Below are 23,031 nucleotides of genomic sequence, written 5' to 3' on the forward strand. Positions count from 1 at the left end.
AACCCATGCCAGCTCAGTCCGAACATCTAACCGTGGCGGTCGGCGACGGCGAAGTCAGCGCCGTCTACGCTCAGCCCGCCGATCCGTGGGTGTCCATGGTCGTGGCACACGGCGCCGGGTCCGGAATGGAGCACCCGTTCCTCACCGGGTTTACCGATGCAATGAACGACGGCGGCGTGGCCACCTGGCGGTTCAACTTTCCTTACCGGGAGGCCGGGAAGAAGTTCCCGGACCGGGCTCCCGCCGCCATCGAGACGTGGCGCGCGGTGATGTCCGCCGCTAAGGGCCGTGCCGGCGGCGCACCAGTGTGGGCGTGCGGAAAGTCCTTCGGCGGCCGGATGGCGTCCAGGGCCGTGGCTGAGGGGATGCAGGCAGCGGGACTGGTGTTCCTGGGCTATCCCCTGCACCCGCCGGGCAAACCCGAAAAGCTGCGCGACGAGCATCTGTACGGATTGACCCTGCCCATGCTGTTCCTGCAGGGCACCCGGGATCCCTTCGCACTGCCGGGCGAACTGGAACCGGTGGTGGAGCAGATCGGGCGGGGCGCCGTCGTGGAACGCGTTGACGGCGGAAACCACATGTTCGAAGTGCGTGGGAACAAGCGTCCGCAGGAGTGGATCGGCGCATCCCTGGCCGAACCGGTGCTGAAGTTTATGCGGGGCCGTCACGGCTAAGAGCCGCTCCCGCCGGCATGCTTCATCCGCGGCTAAGCTCAACCGTATGAGAACGGATTTTGATCCAGCAGTCATGGGCGGCCGCAGTTTCTACCGGTTGCTTACCTCCGTGGTGGTGCCGCGCCCCATCGCCTGGGTTTCGACCGTCTCAGCCGATGGCGTGGACAATCTTGCCCCGCATTCCTTTTTTACCGTCGCATCGGTCAACCCGCCGGTGGTCTCCTTCACATCGGTGGGCGAGAAGGATTCGCTGCGCAACATCCGCGAGACGGGCGAGTTCGTCATCAGCCTCGCCCCGGAGAACCTGTTTGAGGCAATCAACGCCACCGGCACCGGCTTCACCGCTGAGGTCAGCGAGTTCGCCGCCGCGGGGATTGAGCGCGAGCCCAGTGCCACGGTGCGCCCTCCCCGCGTTGCAGGCTCCCCGGTGGCTCTTGAATGCCGGCTGCGGGAGATCCATCCGGTGGGCGATTGTTTTGTGGTCTACGGCGAAATCATCCTCGCGGCCATCCAGACGGACACGCTCGACGGCGATTCCCATCCGCGCATCGAAAAGCTGCGGCCGCTCTCCCGGCTGGGCCTGAACGAGTGGGGCACTATCGGCGAGGTCCGGAAGATCACCCGGATCCCTGCCGAAGAATGGCCCGGTCACTACCGGGGCGACCAGCTCTTGTAGACCCCGGCGTTAGGGCGTTTTCCTGCGCTGGAGCCAGGGCTGAAGCAGGCCGGTGACCCAGGGCAGCACCCAGTACGCCATGATCGGCGTCAGGATGGCGGTGGTGAGGAACACGCGCAGCGGCATCAGCAGCGAGTCCCACCACTGGGGCAGCAGCAGGCCCACCAGAGCAGTGAACGCAAGGTTGACCGGGAAGAAGCCCAGCCAGATGGCCACGGCCTGCTTCCAGCGCGGCGGCTTGACCGGTGTCTCAAGATCGGTGGAGACCGACGGGGCGTCAAACCAGCCTTCGATGCCGGTGCGGCGCAGAACGTGACGGTCCTCCACCATGTCGCGGCCCCGTTCCAGCCAGGCAAGGCGGGGTTCGGAGTGCTCCCAGGCGTCCAGCGCCTCCTCATCGGCAAAGCGGTACAGCATGTGCCATTCATCGGACTCAGCAGATGCGCGGACCCAGCCGGAGCCCAGGAAACCGGGCCAGCTGTTGGCGAGGTTAACGCCTTCCTGGACCCAGTGAGTGGCCTCCGGCACCCGGAGGGGATCGACCCGCCGGGTGATGGAGACCGTTACCGCCCCCGGCCCGCGGAGCGGAAGGGCGTCAGCGTGCGTTGAAGTCATGCGTTCCAGTATTCACGGCAGAGGCCGACGGCGGCGAATCGGGTGCGGGATCCCACAGGCTCGAAGGCCGGCTGCGAGCCGCTAACCCGGCGACCCGTCCTGGGCCTCAAGACCGGACAACAACGCACGCAGATGCCCGGCAAGCTGGATGCGGACAGCTTCCGGAAGATGGGCGATCATCTCCGCTTCGTGCTGCGCCGTGGCTGCCAGCACCCGGTGCACCAGTACGGACGCCGCGGGCGTGGGATCGATCAATGCTCCGCGCCCGTCCAGGGGATTCACGGTCCGGATGACCAACCCCGCGTCCACCAGCTTTGCGATCCGCTTGGTGGTTCCGGCGGCCGAGGTGAGGAGATCGGCCGCGATTTCGGAGGGAGTCATGGGCCGGCCCGTTCGAGTCAGCAGGAACAACAGCTCCGCCTCGCCGCGGGTGAGCTGGAATTCCTGCAGCACGGCGTCGCCGCGCATCTGGACCAACTGCGCCAGCCGGCTGATGCGCGGAATGATGCCTGACGGCTCGACGCTGACCTGCGGCAGCGCATCCCACTGTTCTTTCGCCCGATCCAGATAATCCTTCACCGCAACAGGATACTTCGCCGGCAAATCCATGTCCCTCGCGGGGCACGGCCAGCCCGTTCGTGAGTTGGCCCTCACCCCCTGTGCCGGCAGGCCCCGCTTTCGGTAAGCTGTCGCCATGCTGAAGAAAGTGGCAAAAAAAGTCGCGGTGGCAGCATTAATCATTACGGCCTTTGCTGCAGGCCTGTTCGCGGTGCTGGGCTACGGGCTCATTCAGCTGCTCCAGGTGGCAGTGACCGGCGAAGCCGGCTCAGCGTCGGCCTTTTCCTTCTTCGCCGTCTTCATCACTCCGTCGCTGTTTATTGGCGGCGTGACGCTGCTGGCCCTTGGCGGGCGGGCTCTTCGGCGACGCCTCCGGGACCAGCAAAACCGGCGCAGCGACGCCGCTGCACAGGCCGAGTCCTGGCGCCGTCTGTACGTGCGCCGGGATGAGCTGCTGGTGCGGTGGTCCCGGTATGAAACCGACGTGGCGCTGATGATCGACTATCCCGTGATGACGGATTACACGGACCCGGTGGTCCGGGATGTCATCCTCGCCATGCAAGGCATCCGTTCCGCCGAAGCCGAAGCACTGGATCTGGGACGCGGTCCGGCCGAAGCATCCAAGCTGTTCCGGGCGGTAGACCGGTTTGAGGTTGCCTTCCTAACGGCTGAGAAATATGCCCGCCGGTGCGGACAGTCGAAGCTCAACATCACTGAACGCAGCAAGCTCGCCAGCGCGCGCCAGGCGTTGAACATCATCCTGGACGGAGCGGCAACACCGGCCGAAGTGGACGCAGCCTACCGAAGCCTGCGCGGGTCGCTGCGCGGCATCATTGATCTGCCGGACCGGGCCGTGGCCGATTTGGAGGCCCACACGCGCCAGAGCCTGGGCGTTCACCCGCACGGTTCCACTGCGGCATCAGCGGCGGCATCAACTCCGGCAGACCGGGCGGCATAACCGCCTAACGCGTGCCGCTCAACCCGCGTTGCCGCGCGGATATTCGTCCTCGTCCGCGTTTCCCCCGTCCGCGTTCTGCTCCAGGCGGTCCGCTTCGGAGCCGTCCGCGCGCAGCGGATCCCCGTGTGGCTGCACGGGATCTTCGGCTCCGGTGTCCTCCTGCGCGTCGGGAACCGCGGGAGTCTGCTGCTCCTGGGCATCGACTTCGTTTTCGGTGGGTACGGAGGGGCGGTCATCTGCTGCGGGCATCGCTGTTTTCCTTTCGGGAGGCGTGTTCCTGTGCGGGAAAACGGGAGCTCTTACAAGCACCCTCGCCACTTAGTTTATAAGCCTGCTTGCGAACTATCCATGGAAAGGTGCCGGCCAGAAGCCGGCAGCAGCATTTCCAGCGCCGTCACAGGCGCCGTGATGAAGTCGGAGCGGACCGGTCCTGAGATAGTCTGTGATTTCCCGGGCAAGCGGCGGCAGAAGGAATCCATGACAGTCCACACCAGCACTCGGCTCTCAGACGGCCGGGAGCTCATCTATTTCGATTCCTCCCCGGAAACCGCACAGCGCAGGCAGTCCGCTCCGGCAGACACCCGCGGCCTTCCGGCCCGGCCCGGAAACGGAACCGCCCGGTACGACGCCCTGACCGGCGAGTGGATCGCGGTGGCCGCACACCGGCAGTCGCGGACCCACCTGCCGCCCGCCGACCAGTGCCCGCTGTGCCCCTCGTCGCCGTCGCGCGCGTCGGAAATCCCGGCCGAGGACTACGAGGTGGTGGTCTTCGAGAACCGGTTCCCCTCCTTCGGCCCGGATTTGGGCCAGCTGCCGGCAGACCCGGCCTGGGGAACGACGGCGCCGGCGTACGGCCGCTGCGAAGTGGTGGCCTTCGATTCCGCGCATGAGGGGTCCTTCGGGTCCCTCTCCCCCGCCCGCGCCCGGACCGTAGTGGACGCCTGGGCGCAGCGCACCGCTGCACTGTCCGCGATGGACGGCATCCGCCAGGTGTTCTGTTTCGAAAACCGCGGCGAGGACATCGGCGTCACGCTGCTGCATCCGCACGGCCAGATTTACGCCTATCCGTTCATTCCGCCGCGCTCCGCGGTGATGGCGCAGCAGGCGGCCGCCTTTTACGAAGCGTCCGACCGCCGGCAGACCCTGGTGGGAGCGGCGCTGGACGCCGAACGCACCTCAGGAGACCGGATGATCCTCGAAGGCAAACATTTCAGCGCCTTTGTGCCCTTCGCCGCCCGCTGGCCGCTGGAAGTCCACCTCGTGCCGCACCGGCAGGTTGCGGACCTCGCTGAACTGCGGGACGACGAACGCGATGACCTGACCGCCGTTTATCTGGACCTGCTCGCCCGCGTCGACGGCCTCTACTCCACCCCCACCCCGTACATTGCCGCCTGGCAGCAGGCGCCGCTGGATGCGCGCTTCCGCCCGGCCAGCCGCCTGCACCTGCAGCTCACCTCCCCGCGCCGGGCCGAAGACAAGCTGAAATTCCTGGCCGGCTCCGAAGCCGCCATGGGCGCCTTCATCAACGACACCATCCCCGAGCAGGTGGCAGCGAACCTGCGTGCCGCCGTTCCCGCGGCCCCCGGAAAGGTGCTGTCATGACCCTCTCGGCCACTGAGCTGTCCGCCGCCTTCACCGCCCGTTTCGGCAGGGAGCCGGCGGGGATCTGGGCCGCGCCCGGCCGCGTAAACCTGATCGGCGAGCACACCGACTATAACGACGGCTTTGTGCTGCCCTTCGCCATCAACCGCTCGACGGCGGTGGCTGCCGCGCCGCGGCGGGACCGGACCGCGCGGGTGTACTCGGCGTTCGGCGAGGGCAGCCTGGTCAGCGCCGACCTGAATGAGCTGAGCACCGGAAGCGTGCAGGGCTGGGCAGCGTATCCGCTGGGCGTCCTGTGGGCCTTCGAGGACCGCGGCACCGGGGTTCCCGGACTGGATTTGTACGTCGATTCCGATGTACCGGTGGGGGCCGGACTATCTTCGTCCGCCGCCCTGGAATGCGCCGTGGCTGTGATGGCCAACGACCTCTCCGATGCCGGACTGACCGGCCCCGAGCTTGCCGCGCTGGGCCAGCGCGCCGAGAACCTCATGGTGGGTGCCCCCACGGGAATCATGGACCAGTCCGCGTCCCTGCTGGGCGAAGAAGGCCACGCCGTGTTCCTCGACTGCCGAAGCCGGGAAGCCGAACTGGTGCCGCTGGATCTGGCCGGCAGCGGTCTGACGCTGCTGGTGATCGATACCCGGGTCAGCCATGAGCATGCCAGCGGCGGTTATGCCTCCCGGCGCGCCTCCTGCGAGCAGGGCGCCAAGGAGATGGGCGTGGCCGCACTGCGGGACCTCACCGTAAAGGACCTCGCGGCGGCCGCAGGCGTCCTGGACGAGGAAACCTTCAGGCGGGTCCGGCATGTGGTGACGGAGAACGCCCGGGTGCTGGCCGCCGTCGACATCCTGCGGACGGACGGGCCCGGCAAGCTGGGCCCGCTGCTCAACGAGAGCCACGCGTCGATGCGGGACGACTTCGAGATCTCCTGCCCGGAACTGGATCTGGCGGTGGAGACTGCCCGCCGGGCCGGGGCACTGGGGGCACGGATGACAGGCGGCGGTTTCGGCGGTTCCGCCATTGCACTGGTGGACAGCACAGCAGCTGACGCCGTGACGGCAGCCGTTTCAGACGCCTTTGCGGCGGCCGGTTATGCCGCTCCGGCCGTCTTCACGGTGCTTCCTGCGTCCGGTGCCGGGCGGGTGGAGGGCTAAAGCGAACCCACCGGGGGGGTCACGCCCGCCGGCTACGAGGCGTTCGGGCCGCTGTTGACGAAGAACGGAGCCAGATCGCCGTACGGGTTTACCGCCGGGTCTTCGTCGAAGCCGTCATACTGCTGCCGCAGTGCGATCACTGCCCGGGCGGCCTCGTCGGTGATATGTGTGTCTCGGGCCAGACCCCACGGGCCGAGTTCGGCGTCGAACACCACGCGGGCGTCCTGCGGGGGCAGCCCGCGCACCGTGGCCACCAGCTCAGCTGCCTCATCGCGGTTGCCCGGTTCCAGCACCCAGCCGAGCGCAGCCTCGTAGGCATCACGGAAGCGCATGGCCGTGTCCCGGTTGTCGGCGTACCAGTCCCCGTTCCAGGCCGCCACGTTCCCGACGTAGGGCGTACCAAGCGCTGATTCATCGGCCAGCTGATTCATGCCCAGCTCGCGGGCCAGCGCCTCGAGGCCGTCACTCAGCAGGGTGGCCGAGGCGTAGCCGTCACTCATCTTCCGGTAACGTTCGGCGACACTTCCCTGGCTGACCACCGTGTAGTCGATGTCCCGGCGCAGACCCGCTTTTTCCAGGAGGGAATAGAGAACGTAGGCGTAGCCGCTGTCGGCCGCATCCACCGCCACCTCGCCGCCGCGGACCGCCTCCATCGAGGGGATTTCGGGCGGAGTGACCACGCTTAGTCCCATCCCGAGGTCCAGGGCAAAATCGGCCAGGACGTTGAGCGGACGGCCCAAATCGTTGGAAGCGTTGCACCGGTAGTTGACCACGTTGTCCCAGGAGGTCTGCAGGACGTCATAGGCTCCGGCGTCGAAGTCCCGGAACTGCTGCTCGGAGGACTCCACCTGCTCCAACGTCACATGGACGTCGTTGTCTGCGAAGAAACCCTTCTTCTCACCCGCGGCCAACGCCGGCGAGATTGAAAAGACACCCATTCTCAGGGGATTTGCGCTGCTGCCCGGCTGTGCCATTGACGGTCCTTGATCTCTCGGAGGAAGCCCCCTGCCCTTGTTCCAGCGTAGGGAGGCGCACCGCGTTGGAAAAGGACCCACGGCAATTAGGACCGCGGGCAGCCGGATGCGGCACACTAAAACCCATGGGAGTGCACGGAGTTATCCGGACGGCGGAGCTGGAACTTCTCGCGTCGTCCACCCGGGTTGATGCGGCCCGCCTGCGCCGCCTGTTGCACCCGGAGTTCCTCGAGATTGGACGTTCGGGGCAGCGGTGGACACGCGAGGACATCATTGCGGCCCTCGGTGCCGAGGATCAGCGGCCCACGCCGGAGACAGATGAATGGGAATTCTCGCAGCTCGCGCCGCATCTGTTCCTCGTCACCTACCGGATCCGGTCCGGCATCCCGCTGGATTCAGGCACCCCGCGCAGCCGGCATTCCTCCGTCTGGGACACCTCGACAGGTCAGCCACGTCTCCGCTTCCATCAGGGAACCCCCGTCCTCCGCGGCAACTAAGGAAACACCGAAGGCCCGTCCCAGGGGACAGGCCTTCGGTGCAGGTTCGTGGAGATGGGGGGAATCGAACCCCCGTCCGATGTTGTATTGCCAGGACTTCTCCGGGCGCAGTATGCGTCGGATTTTCTCGGCCCCAGCCATCCTGCATACAGGTGGCTGATCCGGGCCCAGCCGTCCAAAAGTCCCGAACACCCAGACGGCGAAGGTGTTCGGCAGTGGCCCTCTAAACGACGCCAGGATCCGGAGCGAGAGCGACTCCGGGCTGACGGACTACTCCGGCTGCTTAGGCAGCGAGAGCGAAGTCAGTGCGCATAGGTTTGGCACTTATTTTTTTGCAGAGAGCGTTAGCGAGATAACTCTGCGTCCTCGGCCCGCTTCCCCTGACTCAACAGACATCGTCGAAACCGATCATCCCCGTATTCAGTTGCCAACCAGCTGTCCGCCGCATGGCGTACACATCTAATAACGATTGTCCATCACAGATCATTCCCTGTCCGGGACGCTTGCTCCGCGCAGAAATCCGTGGGAAAGAATGTCCTCCATGGAGACTTCCCCTGCGCGCCATGAATCCATGGATCCCGCCGAGCTCATTCAGCGGGCACGTTCCCTCGCCTGCTCCGGCACCCGTCGCATCCTGGGCATCACCGGAGCACCCGGATCCGGAAAATCCACTGTTGCCCGGCTTCTGGTGGACGCGCTCGGTCCGGACACTGCCGCCCTGGTGCCGATGGACGGGTTCCATCTGGCGAACAGCTTGCTGAAGGACCTTGGACGGCAGCAACGGAAGGGAGCTCCGGACACGTTCGACGACGGCGGATACGCAGCGCTGCTGGCGCGGCTTCACGGCCAGTCGGCGGAGGAGCCTCAGATCTATGCACCCGATTTCCGGCGCGAACTGGAGGAATCGATCGGATCGGCCCTGCCCGTCCGGGCCACCGTCCCGCTGGTCATTACGGAAGGCAACTATCTGTTGCTGCAGGAGGGTCACTGGCCGCACGCCCGGACGCTGATGGATGAAGTTTGGTACCTCGAAATTGACGACGTCGTCCGCCGGAAACGGCTCATCCGGCGGCATGCGGAATTTGGCAGGACTCCGGACGAGGCCCGGGCCTGGGCCCTGGGCAGCGACGAAGCCAATGCCCGGCTGATCATCGGCCACGCTCACCGCGCCGATATCCGCATCCGGCTGGATGCCCGTCCGGCGTGAGGAATCCGGGGGCAGATGGGGACAGGCAGCTGCGCTCAATGTCCCTTGAACGCTTCGGTGAGCCACCAGGCGCCGCCGTCGGACGCGATTTTCGCGTCAATGACGAGCGGTCTGCGCGGGCCGGACGCCAGCCAGGCGCTCACGGCGTCGAGGTCCTGAACCGTGCGGACGGTAAGCCCGTCCGCACCGAAGCCGCGGCCGATGGCAGCGGCGTCGGTCTCCGGGAACACGACCGTGCCCATGTCCGCCTGCGGGTTCTCGGCACCAAAGTGATGCACCTCCGCTCCGTAGGCGGCGTCGTTGTAGACAATGCAGACCAGCGGCAGTTCCAGCCGTACGGCGGTTTCCAGCTCAGCCACGGCCATATGGAACCCTCCGTCACCGGTGCCGAGCACGGGCAGGCGGTCCGGCCGCGCCACCGCCGCTCCGATCGCCGTCGCAAGCCCCAGCCCAATGGACTGGAAGGCCTGGGTGAAGCAGAATCCGTTTTCGTCGGGCACCTCCAGGAACTGGCTCGGGTACCCCATGAAGTTGCCCGAGTCCACAGCGACAATCCGTTCCCGGGGCAGCAGTTCATCGAGGCGGCGGGTCAGGATGCGGGGATCGATTCGACTGTCGGTGGAAAAATCGTCCAGTTCCTCGTCCTGCCACCGGATGGACGCCATCCGCTGGCGCACACTGTCCGTTCGATACCCGGCCCGCGGTGCATCACCGCGGGCAACCAGCTCAGTCAGCACCGCTGCCGCGGTTTCAGCGGAGTCCCCCAGAACGCCCAGCGTCACGGCCCGGTTGGCACCGAGCGCTGCGTCCTCCAGGTCCACCTGCACGACGGCGGTTTCCGGCCCAATCAGGGTGCCCTGCCGCATGGTCCACATGTTCAGCGCGCACCCGAAGCCCACAATCAGATCAGCTCCGGTAATGAGATCGGCGGCCATCGGCGAGGAGAATCCGCCGGAAATTCCGAGGTTGAACTTCTCCCCGTTGAACAATCCCTTGGCCACCGCGGAAGTGGCCACCAGTGCGCCGGCGTGCTCGGCCAGGGCCAACACTTCATTCCGTGCTCCGCGGCCGCCGCGGCCGGCAATGAAAACCGGCCGTTCCGCCTGCTCCAGCAGATCCGCCAGCGCGGCCACGGACGCCCGTCCGGGACGGACCGGAACCGAGAACGGGACGGAGACCGGCGCTGCCGCCGTCTCCGGCACCTCTTGTGCCTGTAGGTCGAGTGGAAGGTTCAAGACCACCGTGCGCCGGTCGTTGACGGCTCGCCGATAGGCGCGCACGGTGTCCGCGACGGCCGTGCGTGCTGAATGGATCCGTTCCGGAACGGCCTGGACCGATCGGGCAAAGCCGTCCTGGTCCATGCTGAAGTTGGAACCCACCGCCGAGGACGCAGCCTCCGCGGCCAGCACAATGAGCGGTGTGCGGGACTTGGCGGCTTCCCCGATGCCCGTTGCCGCGTTTGTGAGGCCGCAGCCCTGGTGCACGGACACCAGCCCCACCCTTCCGGAAACCCGCGCGTAGGCATCGGCCATGGTGGCTGCCCCACCCTCGTGCCGTGCTGCGGTAAACGGAACTCCGTGTTGGCGCAGCGCATTGGTCACGATGAAGTTGCCGGAACCGACCACTCCGAAACAGTGTCCGGCTCCCAGCTCGGCAAGGGTCCTGCCGACAACCTCCGCTACGAACATGTGTGCCCTCCTAGATAACGGAACTGTTCTCGATCGTAGGGAGGTTCCGTCTGCTTGGATGCATCGGCCGGAGAAGCAGCTGCTCCTGCTGCGGCTGCCGCGGTGCCGTCCAGCTGCGGAACACGCTTGGAAATCATCGCCACGGCACCGGCGGCAACGAGGCCGATGATGGCAAACACCGCGAAGTTCCGCTCAAGGGGAGCGTCCGAGGCAGCGATCCAGCCGCCGATGATCGGACCCGAAATGGCGCCGATCCGGGCGAATCTCAGGGCCCAGCCGGTGGCTGTGGCACGGGTGGCGGCGGGGTAATAGTCCGCAATGTAACCGGTCCGGACCAGGGAAGTGGAAATCGATCCGATTCCGGCGATGCCATAAATGCAAGGTTCACCACCATGGAGTTGGGGAACATCATTCGAGAAGGGCCGGGCAGGTATTCCCGCCCGGCCCCTCTTGTTCTCTGCGTTGTGGTGCCGCCGATACGGCTAGGCGCAGAGTTTATCCACCGACGCGCTCAGAGCTAGCGGCGGCGCCCGAAAACCAAAGAAGCCGCGGCGGTAGCGGCAGTGACGGCGTAGACCGACGGCCAGGCGCCGATCTTCTTCGCCAGCGGGTGGGACAGGCCGAAAGCTGCCACGTAACCGGCGGTGAGGGCCGCGGCGGTGCCGGTGCCGGCGTCGCGCTTCCACATCGTGAAGGCTGTTGCTCCGGCTGCAGCCAGGACCGCGCCGCCCAGCTGCCGGTTGCCGGTATCCCGAGCGGTCTTGTAGCCGCCGATCAGGCCGGCGCTGGAAACGAGGGAGGTCAGAAGTGCACTCACAGTTGTTTTCTCCTCTTAGCTGCTGATAACAAATCCCAGCCTATCTCCGGAGTGCGGCCGGGGCGTGCGTCTAAACTGTGAGCCAAAGCCAATCCCCACCGCAAAGGACCGCGCATGCCGACAACGCCCGAGAACCTGCTCGCCCCGGACGCCACAGTAGAGAAGGTTGCCACCGGCGCGCAGTGGGCTGAGGGACCGGTATGGATCCCCGGCCGTTCCGCCGTGCGCTTCAGCGACATTCCGGGCAACCGGATCCTGGAGTACCGCGAGGCGACCGGCGCACTGGAGGTCTATGCCTCCGACGCCGAGTTTGCCAACGGCCGCTCGCTGGACCGCGACGGCGCAGTGATCCAGTGCTCGCACGGCCGGCGCGCCATCGAGCGGGACACCGGCACCGCAGCCGATGCTGTTCCCGCCGTGCACACGCTTGTCGACTCCTGGAACGGCCGGCGGCTGAACTCCCCCAACGACGTTGTTGTGAAGTCCGACGGCACCATCTGGTTTTCGGACCCCTCCTACGGCATCCAGAAGGAGGAAGAAGGTCATCCGGGCCACGAAGAATACGGCGACCGCTGGGTGTTCCGTTTCGATCCGGCCAGCGGAGAGCTGACACCGGCCGTCATCGACGTTGAGGTGCCCAACGGCCTGGCCTTTTCACCCGATGAGTCCATCCTTTACGTCTCCGACACCTCGCTGGGCACCCCCGCCATGGACGACGGGCAGCGGCTGCACGGTCATGCCATCCACGCGTACGACGTCGTTCAGGGCCGGTTTGCGCGAAACGGCCGGGTATTTGCCGAGGTGGGTCCGGGTGTTCCGGACGGTTTCCGGGTGGATGTGCACGGCAACATCTGGTCCTCCTCGAAGGAGGGCGTGCAGGTCTTCTCCCCCGCCGGGGAGCGGATCCTGCAGATTGCGGTTCCGGAGACCGTGAGCAATGTCTGTTTTGGGGGCGACGACGGCCGCACCCTGTATATGACAGCGTCCACCAGCCTGTACCGGATCCGCACCACCGTGACCGATGCCGCTGCTGCGCTGCGGGGCCCCCAACCGTAGGGAGTGGACATATGCCCGCCGGCTCAGGCGGAGGCGGGCCGCCGTCAATTTGCTACCCTAGGTAGCCAAGACCGGATCCCGGTCTCCGGACGACGGTTCAGTACCCGGACAGCGACAAGACTGGCCAAAGGATTTAGTCATGGCATGGGTCATCCTTGTTCTCTCCGGCATGCTGGAGGCCGTCTGGGCCACGGCGCTGGGCAAATCGCAGAACTTCCGCAGGCTTTGGCCCACGGTAATATTCGCCGTCGGTATCATCCTGAGCATGGCTGGCCTGGCGGTCGCCATGCAGAGCATCCCGGTGGGCACCGCGTACGCGGTCTGGGTGGGGATCGGCGCGGTGCTGACCGCGGCCTATGCCATGGCCTTCGGCGGAGAAAAAGCCACCCTGCTCAAGGTCCTGCTGCTGCTGGGTGTGGTGGGATGCGTTATCGGCCTGAAGGTGGTGGGCTGACGATGCCGTGGATTGTCTTGCTCCTGAGCGCAGTGCTGGAAGCCGTTTGGGCAACCGCCCTGGATGCTTCGGCCGGTTTCACCATACTGATTCCCTCCCTCATCTTCCTGGTCGCCGGCGTGGCCTCCATGGTGGGCCTGGCGTACGCCATGAACTCCATTCCCATCTCCACGGCGTATGCCGTGTGGACCGGGGTGGGCGCCGTCCTGACCGTTGCGTACGCCATGGCTTTCGGCAACGAACAGCCTGGGCTGCTGAAAATCCTCTTCCTCGCCGGGATCATCGGCTGCGTGGTCGGCTTGAAGTTTGTGGAATCCGCGCCTCGGGACAAGGGTTCCGGCACGCCGGAAGGCTGAGGCGCCGCCGCGCCGCTGAGCACTGACCGGTTCCCGTGATACGGCGGGTCCCTGCGGCCGCACAATTTTGGCTCCGGCACTGTTCACGGGTCTTCGGCGGGATGATACTTCTCTGAGCGCCGGGAAATGCGTCATCACCGGTGCCCTGCGGTACCGGCAGCGATGATCGGAGCCCTCCCATGGCCACAGCGGAAAGCCCGTCTTCTTCCTCGTCCTCCTCCCTTTTCCGGCGCAAGCCCATCGACGAGGTGGAGGACGAAAAAAGCGGCAGCAAACTCTTCAAGAGCCTGGGTTTATGGCAACTTACTGCCATCGGTGTCGGCGGCATCATTGGCATCGGCATCTTCACCCTCGCCGGGCTGGTGGCCAACGGCGGACCTGATGCCGCCGGCGTCGGGCCCGCTGTGCTGATCTCCTTTCTGGTCGCCGGTCTGGCGAGCGCCGCGGCGGCGCTGTCCTATGCCGAGTTTGCCGGCATGGTGCCGCGCGCCGGTTCCGCTTACACCTACGGGTATGTGGCCCTGGGCGAGATTATCGGCTGGTTCATCGGCTGGGACCTGCTTCTGGAGTACACGGCGATTGTGGCTGTCGTCGCCATCGGCATTTCCGGCTATTTCACCGAATTCATGAGCGGGATCGGCATCGACATTCCAGCCTGGATGCAGGGCACCGGTGACACCGTTGAGGGCGGGGTCATCAATGTGCCGGCCCTGGTGGTCTGCCTGTTCATCACCTGGATTCTCAGCCGGGGCACCAAGACTTTCGGGCGGTTCGAACTGGTGGCGGTGGGACTGAAAGTGCTGCTGATTCTCTTCATTGTGGGTCTTGGCTTCTTCTTCGTGGACACCGCAAACTACACACCGTTCCTGCCCAACGGGTTCGGTGCTGTCTTCACCGGCGCCGCCACGGTGTTCTTCGCAGTGTTCGGCTACGACGCCATGAGCACCGCTGCGGAAGAAGCCACGGACGGGAAAAAGCACATGCCCAAGGCCATCCTGCTCTCCCTGGCCGTGGCCATGGTTCTGTACATCCTGGCAACGCTGGTACTGACCGGCATGCAGAACTACACCGACATCAGTCCGACCGCCGGGTTTGCTTCCGCGTTCCAATCGGTGGGGCTTCCGGTCATCGCCACTGTCATCTCGGCCTTCGCCGTGTTGTCCATCCTCACCGTCATGCTCACGTTCCTGTTGGGCGTCACCCGGGTGTGGTTCTCCATGAGCCGCGACGGCCTGCTTCCGGGTTGGTTCTCCGGCACCGACCGGCGCGGTACGCCGCAGCGGGTCACCTGGATTGCCGGGATTGCCTCGGCGCTGCTGGCCGGTGTCTTTCCGATCCGTGCCGTGGCGGACCTGACGAACATCGGCATTCTGGCGGCATTTGTGGTGGTCTGTGTGGCCGTCATTGTGCTGCGCCGCCGCCAGCCGGACGCTCCCCGGGAATTCCGGCTGCCGCTGATGCCGTGGATTCCGGCGTTCGGCGTGCTGTCCTCGGGGTTCCTCATGCTGCAGCTGCACTGGGAAACCTGGCTGCGCTTTGCCATCTGGCTCGTGATCGGCGTCGTCATCTACTGGTTCTACGGCCGCCGCCACTCGCTGTTGAATCCGAACAGCCCGCGCTTGGCCAAGCTCCCGCCGACCCCGGAAACCGCCTGACTCCTACGCTTTGGTTCCTCTCTCCGCCGCCGCCGGGGTGCGTGCGGAGGTCCTCCCGCGGAGGATCAGCCCCAGAACCACGCAGAGCAGATAGCCTGCAGCCACGAACAGCCAGCCGGCGAGGAATCCACCCGAATACTCCAGCAGCAGGCCCATGGCCAGCGGACCCGCTGCAAAACCGACGTACATGCCCAGCGAGACCACGCCGGAGGCCGCTCCCACCCGGGACGGATCCACCTCCCGCATCACTGCGGCCATAACCACCACATTCACCCCAAGCACCGTGGCGCCGTGGACAGCCACTCCGGCCCACAGGAGCAACGGCAGCCCGGTCTGCCCGGCCGCCAGCAAAAGCGCCGTACCGCCAATGGCTCCCACCGCCAAAATGACCAGCAGCGACGACACCGTGGTTCCGCCGGCCATCCGCCGGCCCCACAACACCCGGGAAGCCACCCCCACCACGCCGGCAACGGCGGCGGCCGCGCCGGCCATCAGCAGTGAGAAGTTGAGTTCGCGCTGAGCAAACATCGGCAGATAAACGTTGGTGGCCTGCATCCCGGCACCCGACAACAGGGCAAAGCCGGCCAAAAGCCAGACCGTGGGCGGGAAAGGGTCGCGCGTTCCGGGAGTTGCGCCCGTCGTCGGCAACGGCGGCGGTGCTGCGGGCAGCTTATTCCACGAATACACCAGGAGCACCGCCATGACGACGGCGGCTCCGGCCGCTGCGCCGCGCCAGCCCACCAGCAGCGCGGCTGCGGGGAAAAAGAGGCTGGAAAACAACTGACTGGCCTGCACCCCTGACTGCTTGATGCCCAGCCAGCCCGGACGCCGGGCAGGGTCCACCTGATGGGCAATCACCCGGTTGGTGGTGGGATTGGAAATCGCCTGGGCCGGTCCGGCAAGAGCCACGGCAATCAGCAGCCACAAATAGCTGCCGGACACTGCCATCAGCAAGAGGGCCAGAGCAGTGCCCCCGAAAATCAGCATGAGCTGCGCGCGGCCGGAAATCCTGTCGCTAAGCCGGCCAAGAGACACGGAGGACAATGCTGCACTGAGGAAACACACGGTGGCCAACAGCCCGAACTGCGCCTCGCTGATGCCCAGATCGCCAATGATGAGCGTGCTGGTGGCGCTGATGCCGTAATTCATGACGGGTCCGGCGCCCATGGCGCACACCAGCACAAATAAAAGTCCGGGGCCGGATTTATTGTTCACTTTCTGCCCTTCTCGCAGCGACACAGTACATTCTGGCTTACCTGTGAACAAGCGATGACGGATAGGGGCTATCATCTGCTTAGGACCTGTTTATCCGGGTCCGTTAGCTGGGGGAGTAGAAATGGGCGGGGAGTCTCAAACGGTGCCTTCTGTGCGGAAAAAATCCGCCATGCTTTTTCGTCGCGGACGAACAATGTTCGTGCTCGTCGCTGTCTTCTGGCTGTGGCTGCTGCTGGGCAGCGCAAACTTCATTGCCGGTCTCTTTGATACCCCCTTCTACGCGATGCTTGCCCTTTACGGGCTGGGCGTCGTGACCCTCATTTCCCTCGGGGTGGCCGGAATGGCCATTTTCTACATGGTGGTGAATAAGCCCGCCCGCGTGGAACAGCCCGCCGGCAGCTCCGCCCAACCCGGCATTTCCGCCCGCCCCGGCATTTCCGCCCGCCAGGGTATTTCGGAGCTGGCACCCGTTATCCGCATGGTCCCGCGTCGAGTTGCCGACCACAGTGCCGCACTGACCAACAAGGCCGCCGCCAAGTGGCGGGACCTGGCTTCCTAGCTTCCGGGCTTCCTCCCCTCCGGCGTTTCCGGCCGGTCCCCGGCCTGACCTGCTGACCAAGCCGCAGCCTGCCGCCCGCCAAAGTGTCAGTGCCGCACGGCAGGGTGGTGCCATGACAGTCACTCACGCCCCGTACCGCCGCGAGCCGTACGTCCGTTTTCGGACGCCGTCGTCGTTCATTGACGGCAAGGCTGCGGCCTGGACCCGTGTCTCGGTGCTCCTGCATTGGATTGACGACCTCGGGCGGGTCCACAACCGCTGGGTGCCGGCAGAAAACGTCCGCCGTGTGGCCCGTGATGATTCATCGTGGCAGGACCCCTACGACGACTGGTCCTTCTACTATCCCGAGGCTTCCGCAGGATCTTGCCCGGAACGTCCCTCCAGGGAACTTCTGTCCACTGCCGCCTAAGACCTTGCCGGGGCGCGTTCCCTTGACACGGGCCGGGGTCCGCCTTGCTTATGGAGGTACGGGCGATCCGCCCTGTGGACGCAACCATTGAAGCCGGTGAGTGGAGCAGAGAATGGAATTCAAGGGCATCATCGAAGCCGCCGGCGAGCTGGTGGACCTGGCCGGGGTGGCCGTGATCATTATCGGTGCCATCCTCGCTACGGTGTCCGTGCTGCGCACACTCCTGCGGCGCACCGGCCGGCCGGTCTATGAGGCGTACCGGCAGCAACTGGGCCGTTCCATCCTGCTGGGGCTGGAGTTGCTGGTTGCAGCGGACATCATCCGGACCGTGGCGGTGACTCCCACTTTTGAATCGCTGGGAGTGCTGGCTCTCATCGTCCTGATACGGACCTTCCTCAGTTACGCCCTGCAGCTGGAAGTAACCGGACGGCTGCCCTGGCAGCAGGCCCGCACCGCTGAAACGGCACCGCCGCCGAAGTGACCGGCGGACCCGGCTTAGGCTTGGCGACTGTCCCTCACCGACACAACGAGCAGAACCACGGTCAGACCCAGTGTCAGCATGCCGACCGGGTTGGCCAGCGCTGCAGAGAAACCTCCTGCGTCCGATCCCAGCAGCGCGGTCACGATTGAACCGTTGCGCCCTGATCCACCGCCGACGTCGGGCACCAAGAATCCAAAGGTGCCACCTGCCAGCCACAGTCCCAGCAGGAGGAAAGACGTCCGCATGGGAGCACCAAATCGCGGCCGCCGAGTGGCTGCCACGGTGATTCGCACTGCGGACAGCAACATCAAAATGACCATCAGCGGTCCGATGGTTGCGGCAAAGATCGCCACCAGATTCCCGTGGATCCCGAACAGCACCCGTCCTGCTGTGATCCAGAGGGGGATCAGCAGCGCCATCGGGATGCTCAGGGCAGCAGTGAGCGCGCAAAAGAGCGTTGCGGGATGGACCTTGGAGGTTGCGGGCGCCGGTGCACGGAATGTGGAGCTCATGGATTAAGGCTAGGCGCACGTGAGCAGTTTTCCTGTCCGGCCTTGCTTCCACCCGGTACTACTTGGGGACGGCACGGCTCGTCTGGATGTCATCACAGGGGATGAGGTGTTTCACCTCGCAGGAACCCTATTCTGGAAGAGCGTCCACCCCCGATCGACGGCGCCAACCCCGTTCATTGTTTGTTCTGACTCCGTTCATGATGAAAGAGCATGGTTTTCGTTATGCCTATCGAATACCTGATGTGGGCTCCGCTGGTGGTGCTGTCACTGATCCTGTACCTCACGCTGGCTGCCGCTGCGCTCTGCAGTTTGGCGGGTTCGTCGTGGGTTTCCCGCTCGGCGCGCCGTGCCTGGATGCTGGTTGTCGTCCTGCTTCCGGTGGCAGGGTCCATCCTCTGGTTCGCGGCTTCACATCGGAGGACGCTTGCCTTTCCAACTGACTACGGCGAAAACCCTCCCACGCCTGACACACCCGATGTAGCTGACACGCCGGATGCGGCTGGCACACCCGATGTACCTGATGCACCCGAAGAACCTGTTGTCCTGTTGGACGTCCACGAGCGCTAGAAGGGCGGCGGATCATCCCCGTAGTCGTTGGGATTCTCGCTCACTGTCCCGCCGTACGAAACGAACACAGCACCAGGTCTCCCCGCTGATTTCCCCGGCACCGTTCCGTGGTCAGGCGCCAGCGCGAGGTGTGGGTCGGTGCGGTAGGTTCGGCCTCCCGGTGAGGTCCACTCGATAATCCCCGGACGGTGTTGCCGTGCTTTCCAGAACCCCCGGGTTTTGAACATGTGGTGCCGCCGGCAGAGGTGTTCGAGGTTGTCGTGGTCGGTGGTTCCGCCGTGGGACCAGGGTTTGGTGTGGTCGAGCTCGGAGATCACGGCGTTGGTCCGGCATCCCGGGAACCGGCAGGTTCCGTCGCGGGCACGAAGCCAGCGCTGCAACCCGGCAGGAACCTTTCTTCGCCGGCCGACCCGCAAAATCTCGTCGGTGCCCGGGTGACGTTCCACCGGTGTCCAGTGGGCTGCCTGCCGGGCGAGCCTGCGGGCGGTTTCAGGGCTGATGGGCCCGTACCCGTGCAGTTCCGCCGGTTGTTCGTCAGCTCCGAAGAGGGTTTCGGCGTTGATGAGGACCAGGATTTCGGTGCGTGCCCGCGCCCGAGCCTTGGCGTCCTTGGTGCCGCCGTTGTCCCGGGTATCCATGATCGGGTGGTTGTCCAGGCCATCATCAACGCGGTTATCGTGGACGTCCCCACCTTCATCGCCACCCGTATCGCCAACCGCATCCTCGCCCTCGAGGAGGTCCGCCAGAATGTCCGCCCGCAACGCATCCACAAGCCGCGGGTCCCCGGCCGCCTGTTCACCCCGCGCAGCTGTGGTCAGCTGCGTGTAGATCAACTGGGCACGGACTGCCGGCAACAAGGCCGACAACCAGGACATCCCGTCCTCGTCCGGTGCCAAACAGACCCGGCGCTGCTCAAACGCCGTCTTGTGCCGGACGCTAATGGTCTCCGGATATGTCTTTTCCCGCATCCGGCGGGCCTTCACCCGGAACTTGGACGGCGTCTGTCCCGCCGCCGCCATTTCCAGCAGATCCTTTTCAAAGCTCGCCAGCTCAGCCTCGGGGACGTTCTGGGACTGATCCAGCACGGTTTGGACATGCCCGTAACTGAGGGTGCCTTCTTCCAAACCAGCCAGGGTTGTCGTGTGGGTGGAACACAACTGTCCGGCGTCGCTCATCAGCATCTTCGCGGTGTTGGTGGGCAGATGCAGGATCGCGGCAGCTTCCTCCGCAGCAAGACTGAACGTCAGCCCCGGATCTTCCCTACCGATGTCTTGGAGTAGATCGTCGCGGAAGACGGTCTCCATCCGGTGCAGGACTTTCGCTTGCTGAGCTTGAGCCCACCGCATCAGGGAATCCAACCGTGACAACACAGCCCCGGCTTCGTCCTGGGTCAGGGACTCAGCCGACTGCAGGGCCAGGGACCCAGTGAACCCCTCACGGTAGGTGGGGCCGGGGTGGGAGACCTGCGCGGGATCGTACTGGGCACGAGGGCTCCCGGCAGTACCTGACTCAGCCTCGTAAACCGACAGGCTCGCGCCAGCAGCCTGTCCGGCACCGGTGAAATCACCAGTGCCTCCGAGCCGAGAAGATCCGTTCTGATCCATGTCTTCAGGCTTTCACCCGGCACTGACATTTCCGTCCCGAAAACAGCCCCAAAAGCCTCAAAACAGGCCCTCCCGGGCCCTCGAAATACCCGACTTTTTACCGGAACTACTTGCACGCCTCAGGGACACCTGCACCACTGATAGCTGCGCCCCGTCAGCCCACCTCCACCCCAACCCAGTGCTCCGGACATCTGTTCCGCGCAGCCGGGGAACCGACTCACCGGGCATGAATTCGCTGTAAGTTCGCCGTCCCCGCCGCCCAATCTTCGGGACACCGAACTTTCATGCTAGGTTGCTGTCATGAGCCGCAAGACCGCCCTCCTGAGGACCGACCAGCCGGCAAACGGCGCGCCTTCCAACGCGCCCGCTCCTCATTCCAACGCGCCCGTTCCTCCGTCCACGACACCCCCCTCCCCCAAACGCCTGATCTGGATGCTGGGGCCGGCACTGGTTGCGGGAGTCGCCTATCTGGACCCGGGAAACGTGGCCAGCAACATGACGGCAGGAGCCCGGTTCGGCTACCTGCTGGTGTGGGTTGTGGTCGGAGCCAACATCATGGCGTGGCTCATCCAATACCTCTCCGCGAAACTTGGCCTGGTCACCGGCAAGTCCCTGCCCGAGCTGCTGGGAGAACGCCTGGGCCGCAAAACCGGACGCCGCCTCTACTGGCTCCAGGCCGAACTCGTAGCCATGGCCACCGACGTGGCCGAGGTGATCGGCGGCGCCGTCGCTCTGTGGCTGTTGTTCGACCTTCCCCTGCTCCTTGGAGGCGTCATTACCGGGGTCATTTCCATGGCCGTCCTGGGCCTTCAGGGCAGCGGACGCCACCGCACGTTTGAATACGTGATCGTGTCCATGATGGCAGTTATCGCCGTCGGCTTCACGGCGGGCATCGTCATTTCACCGCCCGACGCCGGAGCCGTGGCAGACGGCCTCATCCCCCGCTTCGAGGGAAGCGAATCCGTGCTGCTCGCGGCCTCGATCCTGGGTGCCACTGTCATGCCGCACGCCATTTATGCGCATTCAGCACTGACCCGGGACCGGTTCCCGACCCGCACCGCTTCCCTGACAACCCCCCGGCTGATCCGCGCCACCCGCTGGGACGTCACCATTGCACTGGCCGTAGCCGGAACCGTAAACCTGGCGATCCTGCTCCTGGCCGCCAGCTCCCTCCAAGGCGTCGCCGGAACGGACACCTTGGAAGGCGCGCACGCCGCAATCGCCGCGTCCCTTGGCGGCGCCGTCGCCACCCTCTTTGCCGTCGGCCTGCTGGCATCGGGCCTGGCGTCAACCTCCGTGGGTGCCTACGCGGGTGCCGAAATCATGCAGGGGCTGCTGAAGGTCCGGATGCCGATGCTGCTGCGTCGCCTGATTACGCTGATTCCGGCCCTGTTGATCCTGGCGGCCGGCGTCGACCCCACCTGGGCGCTCATCCTGAGCCAGGTCATCCTGTCCTTCGGCATTCCGTTTGCCCTGATCCCGCTCGTGTGGCTGACCTCGCGGCGGGAGCTGATGGGCGTACACACCAACCGCTGGTGGACCACCGCACTGGGAGTGGTGGTGGCCATCCTGCTGGTGGGGTTGAACATTACGCTGCTCGTGCTGACGTTCACCGGTGCGGCTTAGCGGCAGGACGGCTCACCGCCGCCGCCCAACACACGGCACGACGACGACGGCGGCAAGGTTCCCGCGTCACCGGAACCCCGCCCAGTCGTTCAAGTCAGTCGCTCAGCGTTCCCTCCACCAGTGCGGTCGCAATGCTGTCAGCATCCTGAACCGCCGCCAGGTAGCGCTCCGCGTCCAGGGCGGCGGCACACCCGGTGCCGGCAGCAGTGATGGCCTGACGGTAGCGGTGGTCCACGGCGTCACCGCAGGCAAAAACACCGTCGGCGGAGGTGGCCGTGGTGGGAGCAGCGACGATGATGTAACCCTCCGAATCCAGATCCACCTGTCCGTGCAGCAGTTCGGTGCGCGGCACATGCCCGATGGCGACAAACACCCCGGCCGCAGGAAGCTCGCGCTTTTCTCCCGTGACGGTGTCGGTAAGGGTCGCCCCCGTCACCTTGTCCTGGCCGTGAACCGCGGTCACTTCGCTGTTCCACTCAAACCGGATCTTCTCGTGGCTCTTGGCCCGCATGGCCATGATGCGAGATGCCCGCAGCTCGCCGCGCCGCACAATCACCGTGACGGTCCGCCCGAACCGGCTCAGGAACAGCGCCTCCTCCATCGCTGAATCCCCGCCTCCCACCACCAGCACGTCCAGGTTGCGGAAGAAGAAACCGTCGCAGGTGGCACACCAGGAAATGCCGCGTCCGTTGAGCCGCTTTTCCTCGGGCAGGCCCAGTTCCTTATACGCGGATCCCGTGGCCAGGATGACGCTGCGTGCCTTGTATTTGTCGCCGCCGCCGGTCTCCACCCGCTTAATGTGTCCGCCCAGATCCACTGACACGACGTCGTCGTACTGGACAACCGCACCGAACTTTTCCGCCTGTCGGCGCAGACTGTCCATCAGGTCCGAACCCAGGATTCCATCCGGAAAGCCGGGAAAGTTTTCCACCTCGGTGGTGTTCATCAGGGCTCCGCCTGCGGTTACGGAACCGGCGAGGACCCGCGGCTTTAAACCCGCCCGGGCGGCATAGATAGCCGCTGTGTAGCCGGACGGGCCGGAGCCGATGATGAGAACCTGATCGGTGTTCATGGGGTGCTCCTTGCCGTGCGGACAGGTCTGGAACAGGAAGCGCAC

General features: G+C 65.4%; 27 protein-coding genes, 1 other RNA gene and 1 riboswitch. Of the genes, 17 read left to right on the forward strand and 11 right to left on the reverse strand.

Features of this window, described 5'->3' with window-relative positions; genetic code table 11:
• The first annotated feature begins 5 nt into the window (after positions 1–5).
• Both MUG94_RS15930 and MUG94_RS15935 read left to right on the forward strand, forming a co-directional pair.
• On the forward strand, positions 6–674 hold the full coding sequence (locus MUG94_RS15930) for an alpha/beta hydrolase family protein (protein WP_227907112.1): 669 nt from the start codon (positions 6–8) through the stop codon (positions 672–674).
• 46 nt (positions 675–720) lie between these two features.
• A complete protein-coding gene (locus MUG94_RS15935; protein ID WP_227907113.1) occupies positions 721–1,350 on the forward strand; it encodes a flavin reductase family protein in 630 nt (209 codons plus the stop codon).
• A 9-nt stretch (positions 1,351–1,359) separates the two neighbouring features.
• Here the strand turns inward: MUG94_RS15935 and MUG94_RS15940 are convergent, their stop codons facing one another.
• Both MUG94_RS15940 and MUG94_RS15945 read right to left on the reverse strand, forming a co-directional pair.
• Positions 1,360–1,965: an antibiotic biosynthesis monooxygenase gene (locus MUG94_RS15940; RefSeq protein ID WP_227890668.1), complete on the reverse strand. Its 606-nt coding sequence runs from the start codon at positions 1,963–1,965 to the stop codon at positions 1,360–1,362.
• 81 nt (positions 1,966–2,046) lie between these two features.
• Complete coding sequence (locus MUG94_RS15945; RefSeq protein ID WP_227907114.1) at positions 2,047–2,544, reverse strand: MarR family winged helix-turn-helix transcriptional regulator; 498 nt, start codon at positions 2,542–2,544, stop codon at positions 2,047–2,049.
• 145 nt (positions 2,545–2,689) lie between these two features.
• On the opposite strand from MUG94_RS15945, the gene MUG94_RS15950 reads away from it, so the two are divergent.
• Positions 2,690–3,481, forward strand: coding sequence for a hypothetical protein (locus MUG94_RS15950; RefSeq protein ID WP_227907115.1), 792 nt, complete (start codon positions 2,690–2,692; stop codon positions 3,479–3,481).
• An 18-nt stretch (positions 3,482–3,499) separates the two neighbouring features.
• Here the strand turns inward: MUG94_RS15950 and MUG94_RS15955 are convergent, their stop codons facing one another.
• Positions 3,500–3,730, reverse strand: a complete 231-nt coding sequence (locus MUG94_RS15955) for a hypothetical protein (RefSeq protein ID WP_227907116.1) — start codon at positions 3,728–3,730, stop codon at positions 3,500–3,502.
• 228 nt (positions 3,731–3,958) lie between these two features.
• On the opposite strand from MUG94_RS15955, the gene galT reads away from it, so the two are divergent.
• Positions 3,959–5,083 carry a galactose-1-phosphate uridylyltransferase gene (gene galT / locus MUG94_RS15960; protein WP_227907117.1) on the forward strand — a complete coding sequence of 375 codons (1,125 nt, stop codon included), beginning with the start codon at positions 3,959–3,961 and terminating at the stop codon, positions 5,081–5,083.
• The gene (galK, locus tag MUG94_RS15965; RefSeq protein ID WP_227907118.1) at positions 5,080–6,237 is read left to right on the forward strand and encodes a galactokinase; all 1,158 of its coding nucleotides are present in this window, start codon (positions 5,080–5,082) and stop codon (positions 6,235–6,237) included. The genes galT and galK overlap by 4 nt, the downstream gene beginning before the upstream one ends.
• A 32-nt stretch (positions 6,238–6,269) precedes the next feature.
• On the opposite strand, the gene MUG94_RS15970 is transcribed toward galK, so the two are convergent.
• Positions 6,270–7,175, reverse strand: a complete 906-nt coding sequence (locus tag MUG94_RS15970; protein ID WP_231704886.1) for an ABC transporter substrate-binding protein — start codon at positions 7,173–7,175, stop codon at positions 6,270–6,272.
• Positions 7,176–7,336: 161 nt separating this feature from the next.
• On the opposite strand from MUG94_RS15970, the gene MUG94_RS15975 reads away from it, so the two are divergent.
• A complete protein-coding gene (locus MUG94_RS15975) occupies positions 7,337–7,708 on the forward strand; it encodes a nuclear transport factor 2 family protein (protein ID WP_227907120.1) in 372 nt (123 codons plus the stop codon).
• Positions 7,709–7,754: 46 nt separating this feature from the next.
• On the opposite strand, the gene ssrA is transcribed toward MUG94_RS15975, so the two are convergent.
• Positions 7,755–8,124, reverse strand: a transfer-messenger RNA (tmRNA) gene (gene ssrA, locus MUG94_RS15980).
• Positions 8,125–8,249: 125 nt separating this feature from the next.
• Here ssrA and MUG94_RS15985 point away from each other — a divergent pair.
• Positions 8,250–8,915 carry a nucleoside/nucleotide kinase family protein gene (locus tag MUG94_RS15985; RefSeq protein WP_227907121.1) on the forward strand — a complete coding sequence of 222 codons (666 nt, stop codon included), beginning with the start codon at positions 8,250–8,252 and terminating at the stop codon, positions 8,913–8,915.
• A gap of 35 nt (positions 8,916–8,950) precedes the next feature.
• Here MUG94_RS15985 and MUG94_RS15990 read toward each other — a convergent pair whose 3' ends face one another.
• Positions 8,951–10,603, reverse strand: a complete 1,653-nt coding sequence (locus tag MUG94_RS15990; protein WP_227907122.1) for a thiamine pyrophosphate-binding protein — start codon at positions 10,601–10,603, stop codon at positions 8,951–8,953.
• A 54-nt stretch (positions 10,604–10,657) separates the two neighbouring features.
• Here MUG94_RS15990 and MUG94_RS17365 point away from each other — a divergent pair, with 54 nt between their 5' ends.
• Positions 10,658–10,912 (forward strand): hypothetical protein, encoded by a 255-nt coding sequence (locus MUG94_RS17365; protein ID WP_423724283.1) that lies wholly within the window; start codon positions 10,658–10,660, stop codon positions 10,910–10,912.
• Between the two features lie 208 nt (positions 10,913–11,120).
• On the opposite strand, the gene MUG94_RS16000 is transcribed toward MUG94_RS17365, so the two are convergent.
• Positions 11,121–11,420 (reverse strand): hypothetical protein, encoded by a 300-nt coding sequence (locus MUG94_RS16000; protein WP_227907123.1) that lies wholly within the window; start codon positions 11,418–11,420, stop codon positions 11,121–11,123.
• Between the two features lie 114 nt (positions 11,421–11,534).
• On the opposite strand from MUG94_RS16000, the gene MUG94_RS16005 reads away from it, so the two are divergent.
• From MUG94_RS16005 to MUG94_RS16020, 4 genes are all read left to right on the forward strand, one after another.
• Entirely contained in the window at positions 11,535–12,476 is a 942-nt protein-coding gene (locus MUG94_RS16005; protein WP_227907124.1) for an SMP-30/gluconolactonase/LRE family protein, read from the forward strand.
• Positions 12,477–12,540: 64 nt separating this feature from the next.
• A riboswitch (guanidine-III (ykkC-III) riboswitch) is annotated at positions 12,541–12,605 on the forward strand.
• 10 nt (positions 12,606–12,615) lie between these two features.
• Complete coding sequence (locus MUG94_RS16010; RefSeq protein WP_227890680.1) at positions 12,616–12,930, forward strand: DMT family transporter; 315 nt, start codon at positions 12,616–12,618, stop codon at positions 12,928–12,930.
• Positions 12,931–12,932: 2 nt separating this feature from the next.
• On the forward strand, positions 12,933–13,286 hold the full coding sequence (locus MUG94_RS16015; RefSeq protein WP_227907125.1) for a DMT family transporter: 354 nt from the start codon (positions 12,933–12,935) through the stop codon (positions 13,284–13,286).
• A 179-nt stretch (positions 13,287–13,465) separates the two neighbouring features.
• Positions 13,466–14,941: an amino acid permease gene (locus tag MUG94_RS16020; RefSeq protein ID WP_227907126.1), complete on the forward strand. Its 1,476-nt coding sequence runs from the start codon at positions 13,466–13,468 to the stop codon at positions 14,939–14,941.
• Positions 14,942–14,944: 3 nt separating this feature from the next.
• Here MUG94_RS16020 and MUG94_RS16025 read toward each other — a convergent pair whose 3' ends face one another.
• Positions 14,945–16,156: an MFS transporter gene (locus MUG94_RS16025; RefSeq protein ID WP_227907127.1), complete on the reverse strand. Its 1,212-nt coding sequence runs from the start codon at positions 16,154–16,156 to the stop codon at positions 14,945–14,947.
• Between the two features lie 169 nt (positions 16,157–16,325).
• Between MUG94_RS16025 and MUG94_RS16030 the strand changes: the two genes are divergently transcribed.
• The 3 genes from MUG94_RS16030 (at position 16,326) to MUG94_RS16040 (ending at position 17,605) form a co-directional block, all read left to right on the forward strand.
• On the forward strand, positions 16,326–16,715 hold the full coding sequence (locus MUG94_RS16030; RefSeq protein ID WP_227907128.1) for a hypothetical protein: 390 nt from the start codon (positions 16,326–16,328) through the stop codon (positions 16,713–16,715).
• A 112-nt stretch (positions 16,716–16,827) separates the two neighbouring features.
• Positions 16,828–17,124 (forward strand): hypothetical protein, encoded by a 297-nt coding sequence (locus tag MUG94_RS16035; protein WP_227890685.1) that lies wholly within the window; start codon positions 16,828–16,830, stop codon positions 17,122–17,124.
• A gap of 112 nt (positions 17,125–17,236) precedes the next feature.
• Positions 17,237–17,605 carry a DUF1622 domain-containing protein gene (locus tag MUG94_RS16040; protein WP_227890686.1) on the forward strand — a complete coding sequence of 123 codons (369 nt, stop codon included), beginning with the start codon at positions 17,237–17,239 and terminating at the stop codon, positions 17,603–17,605.
• Positions 17,606–17,619: 14 nt separating this feature from the next.
• On the opposite strand, the gene MUG94_RS16045 is transcribed toward MUG94_RS16040, so the two are convergent.
• Complete coding sequence (locus MUG94_RS16045) at positions 17,620–18,117, reverse strand: hypothetical protein (RefSeq protein WP_227890687.1); 498 nt, start codon at positions 18,115–18,117, stop codon at positions 17,620–17,622.
• Between the two features lie 222 nt (positions 18,118–18,339).
• On the opposite strand from MUG94_RS16045, the gene MUG94_RS16050 reads away from it, so the two are divergent.
• Entirely contained in the window at positions 18,340–18,684 is a 345-nt protein-coding gene (locus MUG94_RS16050; RefSeq protein WP_227890688.1) for a PLD nuclease N-terminal domain-containing protein, read from the forward strand.
• Here the strand turns inward: MUG94_RS16050 and MUG94_RS16055 are convergent.
• The gene (locus tag MUG94_RS16055) at positions 18,681–20,288 is read right to left on the reverse strand and encodes an HNH endonuclease signature motif containing protein (RefSeq protein ID WP_227890689.1); all 1,608 of its coding nucleotides are present in this window, start codon (positions 20,286–20,288) and stop codon (positions 18,681–18,683) included. The two genes, MUG94_RS16050 and MUG94_RS16055, sit on opposite strands and share 4 nt — an antisense overlap.
• A gap of 300 nt (positions 20,289–20,588) precedes the next feature.
• On the opposite strand from MUG94_RS16055, the gene MUG94_RS16060 reads away from it, so the two are divergent.
• Positions 20,589–21,914, forward strand: coding sequence for an Nramp family divalent metal transporter (locus tag MUG94_RS16060; RefSeq protein WP_227907129.1), 1,326 nt, complete (start codon positions 20,589–20,591; stop codon positions 21,912–21,914).
• A gap of 94 nt (positions 21,915–22,008) precedes the next feature.
• On the opposite strand, the gene trxB is transcribed toward MUG94_RS16060, so the two are convergent.
• Positions 22,009–22,986, reverse strand: coding sequence for a thioredoxin-disulfide reductase (trxB, locus tag MUG94_RS16065; RefSeq protein ID WP_227907130.1), 978 nt, complete (start codon positions 22,984–22,986; stop codon positions 22,009–22,011).
• Between the last annotated feature and the right edge of the window lie 45 nt (positions 22,987–23,031).

This window comes from Arthrobacter gengyunqii (assembly GCF_023022985.1).
GTDB classification, from domain to species: domain Bacteria; phylum Actinomycetota; class Actinomycetes; order Actinomycetales; family Micrococcaceae; genus Arthrobacter_B; species Arthrobacter_B gengyunqii.

What these genes read in the sequence shown, in the direction of transcription:
- MUG94_RS15930 (WP_227907112.1), top strand. Translation starts at nt 6, where the DNA reads ATGCCAGCTCAGTCCGAACATCTAACCGTGGCGGTCGGCGACGGCGAA.
- MUG94_RS15935 (WP_227907113.1), top strand. Translation starts at nt 721, where the DNA reads ATGAGAACGGATTTTGATCCAGCAGTCATGGGCGGCCGCAGTTTCTAC.
- MUG94_RS15940 (WP_227890668.1), bottom strand. Translation starts at nt 1,965, where the DNA reads ATGACTTCAACGCACGCTGACGCCCTTCCGCTCCGCGGGCCGGGGGCG.
- MUG94_RS15955 (WP_227907116.1), bottom strand. Translation starts at nt 3,730, where the DNA reads ATGCCCGCAGCAGATGACCGCCCCTCCGTACCCACCGAAAACGAAGTC.
- galT (WP_227907117.1), top strand. Translation starts at nt 3,959, where the DNA reads ATGACAGTCCACACCAGCACTCGGCTCTCAGACGGCCGGGAGCTCATC.
- galK (WP_227907118.1), top strand. Translation starts at nt 5,080, where the DNA reads ATGACCCTCTCGGCCACTGAGCTGTCCGCCGCCTTCACCGCCCGTTTC.
- MUG94_RS15970 (WP_231704886.1), bottom strand. Translation starts at nt 7,175, where the DNA reads ATGGGTGTCTTTTCAATCTCGCCGGCGTTGGCCGCGGGTGAGAAGAAG.
- MUG94_RS15975 (WP_227907120.1), top strand. Translation starts at nt 7,337, where the DNA reads ATGGGAGTGCACGGAGTTATCCGGACGGCGGAGCTGGAACTTCTCGCG.
- MUG94_RS15985 (WP_227907121.1), top strand. Translation starts at nt 8,250, where the DNA reads ATGGAGACTTCCCCTGCGCGCCATGAATCCATGGATCCCGCCGAGCTC.
- MUG94_RS15990 (WP_227907122.1), bottom strand. Translation starts at nt 10,603, where the DNA reads ATGTTCGTAGCGGAGGTTGTCGGCAGGACCCTTGCCGAGCTGGGAGCC.
- MUG94_RS16005 (WP_227907124.1), top strand. Translation starts at nt 11,535, where the DNA reads ATGCCGACAACGCCCGAGAACCTGCTCGCCCCGGACGCCACAGTAGAG.
- MUG94_RS16010 (WP_227890680.1), top strand. Translation starts at nt 12,616, where the DNA reads ATGGCATGGGTCATCCTTGTTCTCTCCGGCATGCTGGAGGCCGTCTGG.
- MUG94_RS16015 (WP_227907125.1), top strand. Translation starts at nt 12,933, where the DNA reads ATGCCGTGGATTGTCTTGCTCCTGAGCGCAGTGCTGGAAGCCGTTTGG.
- MUG94_RS16020 (WP_227907126.1), top strand. Translation starts at nt 13,466, where the DNA reads ATGGCCACAGCGGAAAGCCCGTCTTCTTCCTCGTCCTCCTCCCTTTTC.
- MUG94_RS16030 (WP_227907128.1), top strand. Translation starts at nt 16,326, where the DNA reads ATGCTTTTTCGTCGCGGACGAACAATGTTCGTGCTCGTCGCTGTCTTC.
- MUG94_RS16035 (WP_227890685.1), top strand. Translation starts at nt 16,828, where the DNA reads ATGACAGTCACTCACGCCCCGTACCGCCGCGAGCCGTACGTCCGTTTT.
- MUG94_RS16040 (WP_227890686.1), top strand. Translation starts at nt 17,237, where the DNA reads ATGGAATTCAAGGGCATCATCGAAGCCGCCGGCGAGCTGGTGGACCTG.
- MUG94_RS16045 (WP_227890687.1), bottom strand. Translation starts at nt 18,117, where the DNA reads ATGAGCTCCACATTCCGTGCACCGGCGCCCGCAACCTCCAAGGTCCAT.
- MUG94_RS16050 (WP_227890688.1), top strand. Translation starts at nt 18,340, where the DNA reads ATGCCTATCGAATACCTGATGTGGGCTCCGCTGGTGGTGCTGTCACTG.
- MUG94_RS16055 (WP_227890689.1), bottom strand. Translation starts at nt 20,288, where the DNA reads ATGGATCAGAACGGATCTTCTCGGCTCGGAGGCACTGGTGATTTCACC.
- MUG94_RS16060 (WP_227907129.1), top strand. Translation starts at nt 20,589, where the DNA reads ATGAGCCGCAAGACCGCCCTCCTGAGGACCGACCAGCCGGCAAACGGC.
- trxB (WP_227907130.1), bottom strand. Translation starts at nt 22,986, where the DNA reads ATGAACACCGATCAGGTTCTCATCATCGGCTCCGGCCCGTCCGGCTAC.